At 44.9% G+C, this 14,610-nt stretch carries 8 protein-coding genes; 2 read left to right on the forward strand and 6 right to left on the reverse strand.

Features of this window, described 5'->3' with window-relative positions:
• Nucleotides 1-128: 128 nt before the first annotated feature.
• From DK188_RS19500 to DK188_RS19515, 4 genes are all read right to left on the reverse strand, one after another.
• Nucleotides 129-2,654: a hypothetical protein gene (locus tag DK188_RS19500; RefSeq protein WP_111672531.1), complete on the reverse strand. Its 2,526-nt coding sequence runs from the start codon at nucleotides 2,652-2,654 to the stop codon at nucleotides 129-131.
• A 112-nt stretch (nucleotides 2,655-2,766) separates the two neighbouring features.
• Nucleotides 2,767-4,146 carry a RagB/SusD family nutrient uptake outer membrane protein gene (locus DK188_RS19505; protein ID WP_111672532.1) on the reverse strand — a complete coding sequence of 460 codons (1,380 nt, stop codon included), beginning with the start codon at nucleotides 4,144-4,146 and terminating at the stop codon, nucleotides 2,767-2,769.
• Nucleotides 4,147-4,158: 12 nt separating this feature from the next.
• The gene (locus DK188_RS19510; protein WP_111672533.1) at nucleotides 4,159-7,137 is read right to left on the reverse strand and encodes a SusC/RagA family TonB-linked outer membrane protein; all 2,979 of its coding nucleotides are present in this window, start codon (nucleotides 7,135-7,137) and stop codon (nucleotides 4,159-4,161) included.
• A 202-nt stretch (nucleotides 7,138-7,339) separates the two neighbouring features.
• Nucleotides 7,340-9,226 carry a CocE/NonD family hydrolase gene (locus tag DK188_RS19515; RefSeq protein WP_111672534.1) on the reverse strand — a complete coding sequence of 629 codons (1,887 nt, stop codon included), beginning with the start codon at nucleotides 9,224-9,226 and terminating at the stop codon, nucleotides 7,340-7,342.
• 170 nt (nucleotides 9,227-9,396) lie between these two features.
• Between DK188_RS19515 and fahA the strand changes: the two genes are divergently transcribed.
• Together fahA and DK188_RS19525 are read left to right on the forward strand one after the other, a co-directional pair.
• Nucleotides 9,397-10,665 carry a fumarylacetoacetase gene (gene fahA / locus DK188_RS19520; RefSeq protein ID WP_198673053.1) on the forward strand — a complete coding sequence of 423 codons (1,269 nt, stop codon included), beginning with the start codon at nucleotides 9,397-9,399 and terminating at the stop codon, nucleotides 10,663-10,665.
• Nucleotides 10,666-10,935: 270 nt separating this feature from the next.
• Nucleotides 10,936-12,441, forward strand: a complete 1,506-nt coding sequence (locus tag DK188_RS19525; protein ID WP_111672535.1) for a hypothetical protein — start codon at nucleotides 10,936-10,938, stop codon at nucleotides 12,439-12,441.
• A 393-nt stretch (nucleotides 12,442-12,834) separates the two neighbouring features.
• Here DK188_RS19525 and DK188_RS19530 read toward each other — a convergent pair whose 3' ends face one another.
• Together DK188_RS19530 and DK188_RS19535 are read right to left on the reverse strand one after the other, a co-directional pair.
• Nucleotides 12,835-13,731: a sugar phosphate isomerase/epimerase family protein gene (locus tag DK188_RS19530; protein ID WP_111672536.1), complete on the reverse strand. Its 897-nt coding sequence runs from the start codon at nucleotides 13,729-13,731 to the stop codon at nucleotides 12,835-12,837.
• A gap of 98 nt (nucleotides 13,732-13,829) precedes the next feature.
• Nucleotides 13,830-14,609 carry a glycerophosphodiester phosphodiesterase gene (locus DK188_RS19535; protein ID WP_111672537.1) on the reverse strand — a complete coding sequence of 260 codons (780 nt, stop codon included), beginning with the start codon at nucleotides 14,607-14,609 and terminating at the stop codon, nucleotides 13,830-13,832.
• Nucleotide 14,610: the final 1 nt, after the last annotated feature.

The raw sequence follows: 14,610 nt of genomic DNA on the forward strand, positions 1-14,610 counted from the left end.
GGAAAAAGGCCAAAAGGCGGTGATGGAATCCAACAGGGAAAAGAAAAAGGGAGCATTGAGCTCCCTTTTTATTGAAATGGATTTCAGAATATATAGATTCTTCGAATACTAAATCTGTGTTGGTCAATTTAGTCGGTGATTTCGATTACGATGTTGGCTCTACCTCCATAGGCTTTATATTCTTCGTGGTAACCTGCTAGTTGGGATCCACAGGAACTGGATCCAGGACCTGAACCCCACCTTCTTCCTATCGTGAAGTAATAATTGTCTCCTACAATCTGATTGGGTCCGGCTCCCGGGAAGCCATAAGTAACGGGTGGGGTCTGTCCAGGCACCCAAGAGCTGGTTCTATTTTCCCAAGTGGAGCTCTTCTTGAATCCATAGAATTTCACCGTGTATCGGATTGCTTTGGGATGTACAGGTACCAAGGCCATCATGTTTACACCCAAATTGCACTTGGTTGCATCACTGAGATTCCATTCTTTGGTTACCAATGCTACGTCCAAGACAATCTTGTTGGGGTCGTTGACTACTTTTACTTTGCCGGTGACTTCTTCTCTGAGGGTCCAGTCACTATCTGGAGATTTGAAGTACACTCTTGCGGTGATGGTCTCTATTCCTTCTTTTATTTTGTCATCAAGCGCCTGGTAGTTGATGCTGTTTCCACGGGTCGTTGCGTTCTTGTTTTGTCCGTCAAATTTGCCATAAGCTCCTGAAGTAGACCATTCTACTTTGTATTCAAGATTTGGAGTGCTGATGATGTCATTGACGTAATCGGTTCGCTCGAGGTAGAGTCTGACGGATTGTTTCTTTTTGCCATCTAAGGTAATGTCGTTAGGCTTCATGACTAGCTTGAGTTTTTTGACATTGATGACTGATTTTCCTTCTCCGACAAAAGTCATGGACGTGCCCTGCTTGATGTAAACCTCGACAGTGACCGTCTCATAATTATTCTCACCGAGATCTGCAGGTTTTTTCTCGCTTCTGAAATTCACAGTTTTGGAGCTGGTTTCAATTTCAGGGGCTTTTTGGTTTCCAGATGAGATGATGCCGTAGGTGCCGGTTGTTTTCCACTTGTAAACAAAGGATTGGCCTGCTGACAGTTCCGTTTTGGATTCTGCGGTAAGAGCAAAATTAGTGAATGGTACTACACTACCTGAGGCAGGGTTGATTTTTACATCGCTTCGGATGGCTTTGGCTGTGAATACGTCAATTTTATTGGAAATGGCAATTTCGGTAGTCAGTTTTGCCATGTCTAGCAATTTCACGGTCAGCTCAACTGCTTTTATGATTTTGACATATTTAGCAGAGGCGGAGGCATTGTTGTAGTCTCTATCCAAATCTATCCATGTAGGACTGTTGAGGTTTTTATATTTGTCTACTACTTTTTCGATGAATTTCTTCTGAAACTCTTGGCCAGCTTTATCTACCACTAGGTATTTGATTGTTTCCTGTGTTGCTTTTTTCCAATCCCCTTTTTCTACCAAGTCCCAAATTAAGGGTGCTTGGCTCAAGAAAAATTCAAAGGCTTCCAATCCAAAAGTTGCATCCTGAGCGCCTTTTACTTCAGAGAACATTTCAGTGAGAATCGGCGCTACAAAATCAAGGTAGAGTTGTTTTGCCATTAGTTTTTCCCACATTTTCAGTTCATCCTCAGTCATGCCAGTAGTAGAACTGTTGCTCAATGAGGTGCCAATTACCCTTACTTTATAGATGGCTTCATCTTCATCATCTTTTAGTGGAAGTGGAATAGGGTCTGTTTCTTTGCGTGCGTATTCAATTCCTTTGCCCATGATCTGATCCACGATCGTCCCCAAAGTACTGCTAAAGGCAGCCGTAGGCTCAATTTCCTGGGTCATGCCCGTTTTTTCTCCAAAAGATATGGTAGGTTTCAGGATGATCTCTTCCTTGCTTCCTTTGGCTTTGTAGCCGGTTTTGTAGAAAAATGCGTGAGCTCTTCTTCGGTAGGTATTTGCAATTTTTAGGGTTTGGGCATCATTTTCAAAAATCTGAATACCGCTTTGGAATCCAGCCGGATCTACATTGATCTGTCGAGATCGGATATCAAGGATTTCCGGGGCTTTTTGGTATTCATCCAGTAGCGTTTTTAGGTCCTGCTCGAAGGCTAGGTTTTCCAGATACAGCGTGTTTTGTTTTAAGCCTTGGCTAACTTTTGTTTTAAAATCAGCATATCCCGGCAGCTCCATTCCCGGGTTTAAAAACATGTCGACCACTTCCTTAGGATAGAAATATATCCCTGAGCCCAAGTAAAAAAGGGCCTGAGCGGTGCTTTCTGCATCAATAGTTTTGCTACCCGCGTGAATTAACCCCATCAAAACAAGGTTGTTTGCCTCGTCAAAGAGATAGGCTACCCGTGTGACACTGTCAGGCAGAACGATTTTTGATTTACCATCTGCTGTCACTGGGAATGTCATGAGGCCTGAAGAAAGCGTGGATTTGGAAAGGTCAAATGCAGCACCTTCTGGTAGAGTAATGAATACCTCAGCAGTATTAGCTAAAGCTACCGGCTGACCCGGGGTGGGATTTCCAGACCCAGGATCTGTGGGTGGTGTGGTAGGATCTTCAGGATCACTACAGGAGAATACCAGGATTGCCATCAATAGGCTGAGGAACTTGAATTTAAAAGTTTTCATGGTTGAGAAAGTTTATACCCTCCCATCGACCCCGTTTTAGAAAGTCATCAAAAAAAAAATAAAAAAAAGACCGACGAATCCGTCGGTCTTTGAAAATTAACTGAAATCAAGATTAATCACCCTTGTATTCATCCCAGCTGAGTTCTGCTTGTGGGTGAGGAAACTGGGTGAAAATAGACCCTCCATCAAAAGAAGTTGGGATTTCGTTTAATCTGTCATACCTACGGGCATCAATCCATCGGTGACCCCATGGCTCAGCCCAAAGCGAGTATCTTCTTTGGTAGAGAATCTCATCGATCAATTCTCCCTGGGAAGTTCCTCCGGTATAGGGTCCAATACCTGCAGCGTTTCTGATGATGTTGATTGCTTCGACTGCAGGACCGGTTTGATTGAGATTGGCATGTGCCTCTGCTTTCAACAGGATCAGCTCTTCATTTCTTATGAATGGAATTGAGGCAGTGTTTGAAGGCCAACGGGCATCTTGGTGCGTACCTACCAAGGCTCCCGCGTCGGTGGTGACCGTCACTGGGTTATCCCTTTCGAAGAATTTATTCCTTACCCGCAAGTCACCAGCGGTAGTGTCCTGAAGGACCGACGGATGAACCACAATGATCGTATTCACTGCTGCGTTGGGTAGGTAGAAAAGCGGGTTAAACACGTCGGGTGAAGCTCCGTAAGGATGCGAAGGTCCCCTGTTTAAATCTCCATTCAAATCCATAAATGAATCCTCCAAGGCTGTCAATACACCATCCCAATCTTCCCGATAGGCATTCAATCGTGCCGTTATGGCCCGGTTGACCTGGCTTAGTCCTTGGAATGTATTAAATCCATTAAACCCTCTGGTCAGCGTGAATGGAAAGTTGCCAGAGCCAGCAGCTACCAGTTCTGTGTTTCCTTCATCAAGGATGGCCTTAATCGCATCCAAAGCTTGGTCATAGGGGACGAATGGTCCAGGGTTTAGTGGGTCTGCTACATCGATTCTGATTCCGTTTTCATAGACAAAATTTGCCGGAATCATGAATTGATACCCTTGGATAGTCTTCGCAAATCCTCTGACTGCACTTTTTGAAGTCTCAGGAATCAAGTCTGTATTGGCTGCAGCTGTGATCAATACATCTGCCTGCTTGATGGCTTGATACGGGGCAGCCCATGAGCCGCCGCCTGTATTTCCAAATCCAAAATAAGATCGGTCAGGCACGCGACCATTTTGTCCCAGCCAGTCAGTTTGGAAGCGAGGATCAGAAGCATTGAGGTACCAGATCTCACGGCCAAAAGTATTCCAGGCCTGAGAAATATTGGTGACGTAACCTCTGTGTCTGGATTCCAGTCCGGTAATTAAGAATTGGATTTGCTGTGGTGTGGCATTGTTGGATACAGACCCTACGGATGGGTTGTTGGGATCCTGTACCTCATCGAGTTGCAGCGGATTACAGCTAGTCAAAACTGCGGCGGTAATCAACGCTGAAGCGAAATAATTTTTTATATTTTTCATGATTAGGCCGGTTTAGAAGTCAACAGTCAAGTGGAAAAACACACGTCTCGGTGTTGGATATGGGGCAATATCCACATTGTTGGCAACGGCTTGTGCGCCAAATGTGGAGGTCTCGGGATCATATCCTTTGTAGTCCGTGAAAAGGAAGGCGTTGTTTACTGAGGTTCCAACACGAACATTGGACACTGTGGTGCCAAACCATTCTGAGAGTGTGGTTTTTGGCAGGGTATAGTACAAGCCAATTTCTCTGATTTTCACGAAGCTCGCATCCTGAACCCATCTGCCGGCATTGTTAAATGGTGCAGGTGGTCTTTGGCGTCCATTTGGAATTCCGTCCCCATCATCATCGTCAAACCAACCGTTGGTGGTACCACCGCCGTCGGTAAGGAAGGAAGTCAGGTTGATATTATCTCCACCTTTTTTCCAATCAATCAAGAATGAAAGCTCTAGTCCCTTCAATAAGCTGACGGTATTGTAGAATGACATATTGAAATCAGGTTGTGCATCGCCCCAGATGGTAAATCCACCTGGATTGTCTGCATTTGCGGGACTTCCTACGATTGTGGTAGGAGAGTAACCTTCTGCATACAGAAAGGTGCCTAGCCCTGATCCAAATGCTCCGGAGATATAGGTAGGAATACCCAGTCTAGTCATCAGCAAGTCATTTTTCCAAAACATCACCCGGCTAAACCATCTGAAATTCGCGGATTCGATCGGAGTACCTGAAATTGACAATTCGATCCCTTTGTTTTCCAATTCTGCTTCATTGCTCGGAGTGGTATTCACACCTGTGGAAGGAGCCAAGTTCAGATTTTGAATATTGTTTTGAGTGGATTTGATGTAATAGGTAGCCTCCAATGATAATCTGTTATTGAAGAAACCCGCGTCTACTCCAAACTCAAGTTCTCTGGCAGTTTCCGGTAAAATCTGCGTATTTCCGATCTGGGTACTGACCACAGAACCGAGTAGCCCACCGATGTTCGTACCGCCCAGTGGAGTGAATGTGGCACCAAAGTTTACAGGCCCAGCAGTTTCTCCATAGGCAATTCTTGGCTTCAGTTGATTCATAAAGCCTACATTCCAGAACCCAAAATTTGCGATGTTGAATGCAACTGAGGCTCTAGGGAAGGCATAGAATTCGCTGGGGTCCCCATTGAGTGTTGACTTATCCCATCGAATACCGACTGTACCGATAATTTTGTCCTCCCAGTTGGCCTCTTGCTGTAGAAAAATACCCGCGTCTTGGACCTTGCTGTTGAATTCCTGATTGATCTCCTGAATTGCTGCCTGACCTAGGTTCGTCTGACCGGGTACAAGACCTCTCCCTCTATTGAATAGCGCGTTGTCTTCAAAATCAAGTCTGACTAAGCCAGCAGAGGAATTCATGTTGACTGAACCAAGGTTCCAATTGTAGACCAAGGCAGCCTGGAAATTCGTATTGAAGCTTTCCTGTTTCCCTTTCAGCACATCCCCAGGATTGGCCTGAGCTCGCTGAAACTGAAGGAATTCAGGCAGATAAATCAGCGAAGTGTTTTGCAGATAATCCAATCCTCCTGAGAATTGTGCTTTCAGGAAGCTGTTATCAGTTTTCAAAAGATCTATATCCAATGTAAATGCCTGAATAAATCGATTGACAAGCGAATTGTTGATTCCATTGTCAGTCACGGCTACAGGATTTTCTGAGAAGTAAGGATTGACAGGATAGCTTCCGTCTTCATTTCTCCTTAGGTCAAAGTAATTGGGGACATAAGCGATGGAATAACCAATGGAGGCTCCAGAGTTATTTTGGTTGCCGGTGAATCCTCGATTGGTATTTGATCGGATGTAGTTGGAAGAAATACCAAGCCTGATTCCATTGGTGATTTTATGGTCAATATTGGCTCGTAAGGAGTAGCGGTCGAATCCGGTGTTTTTCACCGTACCTTCTTCGTCAGTGATATTTCCAGAGACAAAGAACTTGGTTTTATCCGATCCACCACTGACGTTGATTCGGGTATTGAGAAGCGTTGCCTGATTGTTGTAGAAATAGTCCTCGTAGTCTATGAACGTATTGCTGGCCTGTGCTGCTCTGAATCGTTCCAGTTCGATGGGTCTTCTGGACTCAGGAAAAAAGAAGTTGATTTTTTCCTCACTCCAATCGTCCACTCCCAGAAGTCTCAGCGGTTGGGCAAATCCGATGTCCTGAGATAACGAGACGGTAGTTTTTCCCTCCTGTCCTCTTTTGGTGGTGATGATGATCACACCTGCATTGGCCCGGGTACCATAAATAGCAGCTGCAGATGGACCTTTGAGAATTTCAATCGTTTCGATATCTGCAGGATTGATGTCTGCCAATCTATTGGAGCCATCATCTTGACTGCTTGCTCCTGCGCCAGATACTGTAGCTCGCCCCGTCCTTTGTGAGGCGTTGCTGATGTAAACTCCATCTACAATGATCAGGGGCTGAGAGGCTCCTGTCAAGCTCGAAATCCCTCTCAACTGGATAGAAATTCCACCTCCAGGGGCTCCACCATTTGAACGGATAGTGGCACCTGGTACTTTACCATAGAGCGCACCATCTGTGGTCTGAATAGTAGTGGTTCCAGTGAGGTCTCTGGAGGACACAGAAGACACGGCATTGGCCAGATTACTTCTCTTGACTGAAGTGGCCAGACCCGTCACGACTACTTCCTCGAGATTGGTGGCGTCCTGCTTTAATTTGATGTTTAGGACGCTTACGCCGGGGCCGACCTCTACATTTTGGGTCAGAAAACCGATCGATGAGATAATCAGCGTTGCCGGATCGTTAGTCGGCAAAGTGATCGAAAATCCACCATCTAGGTCTGTAATGGTACCTGTGGTAGTCCCTTTTAGCAAAATACTGGCGCCGATTAAGGCTTCGCCAGTCCGCTCATCTGTTACCGTTCCGGATACTGTATATTGAGCATAAGCCCAACCAACAGTCCCCCAGAGTAACGCGAGAGTGAGGATTGTTTTGTAAAGTTTGAACATAGGATAAAGAATATTTGGTTTAAGACTAATTTCTTAAAAAAAATGAAACGAACTTGTCTTTATATTAAAAAGAATAAAAAAATATTTTAAACGGTGTACTAAACCTATAAATTGGGTTTATATCAGATATAAAATAATATTTCCAATAAAAAAAGGGAGCGGATGATTCCGCTCCCTTTTTTTATGCCTGATTGGATTCAGGTTACTTCTTGATTATCGGCAGTACAATGCGGCTTTGCATTTTACCTCCATGATGGATTGAGTTGGTGGCGATTTTACCTTCAGTCTCATCGTAGTTATTGCCTCCGGTATTCATATTGCGATCAAATCTTGGAAAGTTGGAGCTGGTGACTTCGATGCGGATTCTGTGCCCTTTTTCGAAAAAGTTGGAGGTACTCATGGGTGTCATTTTGATTTCGTAGACCTTTCCGTTTTCCATCCAGACTTCTTTGTCATAGCCTTCCCGGTAGCGCACGCGCTGTATGGTTTCGTCGAGATTATAGGCTTTTCCGTCAGGATATACATCTATCAATTTGATCGTGACATCGGTGTCTTTGACATCGGAGGAGAGATAGAGGTAGCTTTCGATAAATCCGGAAACTTCGACCCCTTCTTCCAGTGGCTCAGAAGTATAGACCAATATATCGTCGCGGAGCTCCATTTCGCTTTGATCGAAGGAACCGCCGACTACTGCATTGCCGGTACAGCAGACATTTCCTCCGTAGGAATTGACCGGATTCATCGGATCGTATTTGAAAGTATCCTGATTTGCTTTTTTTGGTGCTTTTGCCACCAATTTTCCATCACCGTTTCGGGTATTAGCTTTTCCCTCTGAATCCAAAAAGAAGGGTGTCATTACTGCTTCGGCTGGGGGCCAAACATCCGATGATTGCCATTGGTTCCTTCCCATGGTGTAGTACGTCACTTTGGGCATCTTTGCGATGATTCCACTTTCATCTTTACCTTTCAGCCAGAGGTCAAACCAAGCCGTGATGACCTCATCGTAGTTCCATCTGGCATCTCCTACGCTTCGCTCGCCGATTAGGGTGTTTTCAGTGGCTCGGGTATACGAGCAGTGGAGCACAGGTGCAATGATCAAGTATTGATTATCCCTCGCCATTTGGCTGACAGCATTCTGTCTGGCATGATTGTACAGTGCAATATTGGGTGAGGATGAGACGTCATACCAAGAGACAAACCACATGGAGGGCTTATCGAACGGCATATCGTCATGGTATAGACCTCCTTGATACCATTTCGGATCGTTTGGCTTTCGGGTGATCATTTCTTCATAGATTCCCATTGGGCCATTGGCAGCTTTGATGATATCCTGTACAGGCAGATGCGCAAGACCTTCTTTCCAATCCACTCTTGGGTATTCGGGTGCCATGTCATAGAAGCGCTGCAGTCTCAGCAGATCCTTTTGCTCAATTCCTTTTGGCAGTTTGGGAGCCATCGGATCATGCTGGGTGCTGTAGAGCCAGGCTGTGAAAAGCATCTGTCCTGCTCCGCCACGATACCAGTTGCCCTGTTCATAAAAATCCCCGATGCGACCCACTCCGGCACCATATCCCTGTGGGACCAAAGCAGCCAAAGCTGGATGCTCCAGTGAGGCCGCTGCCATTTGCCATTCTGCGGTGGAGGAACAACCCAACAAACCGATCTTTCCATTACTCCAGGGCTGCTTGGACATCCATTCAAAGGCATCGTAGCTGTCCGTAACCGGAGTTCCCAGAATATCCCAATCCCCCTCTGAAAAAAACCTTCCGCGTTCATTTTGGACTACATATGCATATCCTTTTTTCACCCAATCCATTGCAGTTTGCAGTGTTCTGGTGTTCATTTCGCCGTTTCCATAGGTGTTGAAGTTGTAGGGAGTCCGTGAAAAAACAACCGGGACAGGCTTATCGCCTTTTGGCCGATAGATGTCTGTCGCCAGACGGACACCGTCACGCATAGGCATCATGACCTTTTGGTCGACAATGGCTACTTCTTCTAGCTGGACAAGAATTGGTTTTTCTTGTGCGAAACCTTTGGGAGCACTTCCCAAAAGCGAAAAAACGAGTAAAATTTTTAAATAGGTCTTCATTTTCCTTGGATTTAGAATTTCAAGTTAAGAAGTCCAACTTAGTTTAGCATTTGTTTTTTACAAATGGTCTGAAGGAAAAGATCATTTGTCTTCCAAACCTCCCGAATTCCAGATTGGATTTTTGATTTCCCTCAATCGGGTTAAATTTGCACTCTCAACAATTTTTAAACATGAGCGACAGCCCAATTCCCACCCTGAGTACCTGGGTGGAAGTACCCAAGAATTCCGATTTCACGATTTACAATCTCCCGTTCGGCATTTTCAAAAATAAAAAACTAAGTCCCAGAATTGGGATGGCTATCGGAGACAAAATCGTCGATCTGAGTGTGTTGGATCAGGAAGGTTTTTTTGCGAACATGTTTCTGCCGGAAGGGATTTTCATCAAAGATTCACTCAATGAACTGATTGCTCTGGGGAAAGTGCAGACCAAAAAAATCCGTGAACGGGTCCAAAGTCTCCTTTTATCCGAAAACGAAGAGCTGCGCGACCATTCTGCGCGTGGCAAAGTGATGGTCACCAGAAAGGAAGCCGAAATGCTCCTTCCCGTCAAAATTGGAGACTATACCGATTTCTACAGCAGTATCGAGCATGCCACCAACGTGGGAAAAATGTTTCGCGATCCAGAGAATGCTTTGCTTCCCAACTGGCGACATCTGCCGGTAGGCTACCACGGGAGAGCGTCCTCTATTGTCGTTTCCGGAACACCTATCCACCGGCCTAAAGGTCAATTCAAGGATCCTGATATGGAAATGCCAGCATTTGGACCAAGCCGACGGTTGGATTTTGAGTTGGAGCTAGCTTTCATCACGGGTAAGCAGACCAAGCTTGGAGATTCGATCAGCACCGAGGATGCTGAGGATTATATTTTTGGCTTTGTGCTTTTCAATGACTGGTCCGCCCGTGACATTCAGGCTTGGGAGTATGTACCATTGGGTCCTTTTTTAGGGAAAAGTTTTGGCTCATCCATTTCCCCTTGGGTGGTGACCTTGGAAGCTTTGGAATACTTCAGGACGCCTAACCCGGTTCAGGAACCGGAGGTATTACCTTACCTGAAGTGCGAAAAGGATCACAATTTTGATATCAATCTCGAAGTGCTGATCCAGCCTGATGGGAAAAAACCAAGCAAAGTCTGCTCCTCCAACTTCAAACACATGTATTGGAATGTAGCCCAGCAATTGGCACATCATACCTCTAATGGATGCAACATCAATGTTGGGGACATGATGGCTTCCGGGACAATCTCCGGTCCTTCTGATGATTCGTTGGGGTCAATGCTGGAGTTAAGCTGGAAGGGGACGCGTGCGGTTAAGCTGGAAGAAGGAGAGGAGCGAAAATTTATTGAAGATGGAGATACAGTGATCATGAGAGGCTATGCAGAGCGAGACGGCGTTCGTGTTGGATTCGGAGAGGTAAGCTCCCAGATATTGCCAGCCAAGTAGGCGTTTTGTTTGAAAAGTCATATTGAGCCACGAATAGATTCTATTCGTGGCTTTTTTGTTTCTTTTTTTAGCTTTTTATCTTTTTTAATGCTTACTTTATGTAAGATGCTGAAAAGCAGTAATTTGTGATTTAGTTATCACAGGTGTATTCCGGTTCCCGAAGAGTTTAGCTTCCGAATTCTTAACGGGATTGTTGTTTTCCGAGAGGCTCAGGTTCCATCATCCTGAGCAAAATTTATTTCAACTTATTTTTCAAAACTCAAAAAAATCATGGCAAAAATCAGAAGCCTATCCATTACCACGCCCATAGTATTTGCTTTACCTTTCAAAAGCGAATGGGCACAGATTCCCATCGACATCAATGCGCCCCTGAGCTCAGGCGGCTGGGAGGATTCAGGAAAGCTCAAGTTTTCCAGAGGATTTGTCCTGGCAAAAAACGACGCCAATTTCCTGTATCTGGCACTGGATCTCACCTCAGACAAAGGAAATGATACCGGTACTAATGATTACTTCTGGCTCAGTTTTGATAAAAACCGGGATCGTGCCATTACTTCCAATCAGGATGTGAACTATGGCCTCTATCCTGGTCAGCCGAATAAGCTGGGTAAGCAGTTTTATCTTGGTCCTGGTTCCTGGACAGGACTTCAGCCTGATCCTTCCCTGAGTGAGGTCAGACAGGAATTTGGTTCGAGCGAAAACTCCTCCGATTCCCATCGAATCTGGAAGTTCCGGATTGATCTAAAGGAAATCAATGTGGCGCTTTCATGGCCGCTGAGCACTCCCTTTACTTATTTCGGATTTCGGGTCAAGTCTTCCAATCCAGCCTTTACTACTGATTTCCCAACCAACTTTTTCAAGGATTTCAGTAAACTGAGGCAGTTGATCTTTTCCAGAAAGCCGGTTATTTCCCCGTCACTTCTAGGTCCATTGATTGGAAGTGTAGGATTGATTCCTACTACGCTTATTGACGATTCAGGAAGGGTGACGACAGATCCCAGCTATTTTGTAAAGGTACAAAATGCAGCTTTTGGAGGGACTTTGAATCTGATCGGTAACCGTACCAAGATTCAGCAATTGTGGAATGATGGGATCAAAAAGTATAAAGTCGAGATTACTCCTCCTGGCGGAATTGCTCAAAAATTGATTTCCAACTGGTCCAATTACCGCTGGACAGGAAGCACATATGCTTTGGAGTCATTTGCGCCATCATCGTTGGGTTTCTATGAATTATCCGATCCAAGTGTTGATTACTCCATAGACGATCTGCTGATACAGTTTCCAACTTCGGCTTTGTTGCCGGGTTTGTACCAGATCAAAGTGACCTTCTATAGACGTGTAGGGTTTTTGGATGTTCCGGCAGATAATCAGACAATTGGCCTCTTTATCGATAATCATGTGCCGGCAGTGAATATTGACAACATCAAACATGGTGCAAGTGAAGTCTCAGCTTGTGCGATCGAGACTATCGGTGCCGCGCCTGACGGATTGAAATTTAAAATCACAGCTCACGATCCGGATGGAAATTTACTAGGGGTCAGCTTCTCTGCAACCTATGGGGCTGGATTGTCTGTGGGTATTCACAATGAAAGTTATGATCCCAGCATGGGACTTTGGCAGGGATTCACAGCGAAGACAATTCCTGCATCTGGAAACTGGAGACCTACTCAGTCCTGTGCCTATAGTTTTATTATTGTGGCTACAGCCCGAACGACCAATGGTTATGGATACATTGGTCACAATTCAACCCACCGCAACCTGACCTTATTGCTGAGTTGATATCATCCATTTTTTTTTGAATCAAAAGGCCATTCTGATTTTCGGAATGGCTTTTTTTGGTGCTTAGCTTTTGGAAATGTAAAAAGCAGGTTGGGCTAACCGATTCCCAATAATTTATGCTCACTGGAAAAGCTACTCTTTGTCCGTTGATTTTGGCTTTTCCCCCTTGAAAATTTTATAGAACAAAAAGCCAAGCCCACCCAAAAAATGTAGGATCAAAATTCCAAGAATGATGTAAAGCGTCGAATTGTCCGTCATAGTCCACGAAAGTAATTTTTCTGCTTGCCTGATTCTATGACTTTTGTCTCATAGTCTAAAGATTTTATGTCGTCCATGAAACTGAAAAAGCCAACCCGAAGGCTGGCTTTTTTTGAGATTTGTAGTGGGTTCAGCTTATTTAAAACCGAATTTTTCCAAACCAGCATGGCTGATTTTGATGGCTTCCATAGGGTCTAGTCCGAAAGTATTGTCCTGCTCTACAAAATAGTACTCCATACCTGATTTTGATTTTTCTGCTAAAATCCGACCAAAATCAATCGTTCCAGTGCCTACTGGGGCAAACTGGCTGGAGTCATTCATGTCTTTGACATGCCAGGATTTGAATCTTCCCGGATACTTTTCAAAATAAGTCAAAGGATCCACTCCAGCTTTGGTCACCCAAAAAAGATCCATTTGAAAATTCACAAATTCTGGATTGCATTTTTCGAGCAAAATATCTTCGATCACTGTACCGTCAGCCATTGGCTTGAATTCAAAGTCATGGTTGTGGTACAGAAGCTTGATGCCTGCATTAGCGCATTTTTCGCCAAGGGTATTCATGATGGAGACCAGTTCATCAGCAGTGCCCTTCATACCCATTCCATCAGGTCCGAATGTAAACATGCCCATTGGCGGAACAGGAATGACAAAATAAGAAATACCCGCAGCTTTGACATCTGCAATTAGCTGGTCCGCATTTTCCATATTGACCATGCCCATGTGAGCACTGATGGCAGTAAGTCCGATGGAGTCGAGGTAGAATTTGAACTCGGCTGGTGCCATGCCATAGAATTTGCCATCAGCATAGTTGGCAGCCTCTACGTAGGCATAGCCTGCATCAGCGACAGCTTTGAGAGTTGCTTTAGGGTTGCTTGACATCGAATCACGAACGGTGTAGAGTGCCAGGCCACCAAAATTTTCTGGGGTTTCTACAGCTACTTCAGTCGTTTCCTCTGTCTTGGGTGTACAGGCTCCAAATCCTAGGATAAGCACCAAAAGTAGGGTAAATGATAGATTGAAATGTTTCTTCATATAGAATTGGGTTTTTAATAATTTACAAGATACCCAAATGGGGGCTAATCTTGCCAATCAATTCTATACTTGTTCATTTCCAGTGAGGAAAGGCGATTTTATTTCTTCTTCATCAATTCAAAAAGGAGTTCCGGCTCGTCGGTGGTGATAAAATCAGCCTTCTGATCCAGTAGCCACTCCATATCTTCCGGGTTATTGACTGTCCAGGCGTTGACAGTTAAGCCGAGGTCCTGAGCTTCTTTGATCCAATCGGACTTTAGCTTAAGGACTCGGATATTGTAGTCAATTCCGAAAAATCCGTCTTCTTTCAATTGGGAGGGGGATTTGTCACCGGTGAGGTAGGCGACATTGGCAGTGGGGTCAGTGGCGATCGCTTTTTTGCCTCCTTCGTAGCTGAAGGTAATGTAGTCGACCCACTTCTCAGCCTTCATTTCTTTCACTGTTTTGACTGACAGTTCCCCGACACGCTCACTTCGTTCTTTGCTGATGGCTGAAGGTTTGAATTCCAAAATGAGCTTGGTACCTGTCTGCTTCATTCCTTCAGCGAGGTATTCCTTTAGGGTTGGGATTTTCTCTCCATTGGGGAGTTTTTTGGTCAAAAGCTGTGCATAGGTCGATTCTTCGATTTCCATTCCTTCAAAATCCCCGTCGTGATTCACCACCAATACCTCATCAGCAGTCATCCACACGTCAAACTCAGAACCTTCACAACCCAGGCGTATGGCTTCACGCAGCGAAGCGATGGAGTTTTGCGGGAGGCCCTGAGCCTTCCAAGCGCCTCGATGAGCGATGACTTTGTTTTTGTGAAATGCAGTTTGTGCAAAAGAGGCGGCGGAAATAACCATTAGAAATAGGCAAAAGACTAAGGATCGAATCATG

This window comes from Algoriphagus litoralis (assembly GCF_003259255.1).
GTDB lineage: Bacteria > Bacteroidota > Bacteroidia > Cytophagales > Cyclobacteriaceae > Algoriphagus > Algoriphagus litoralis.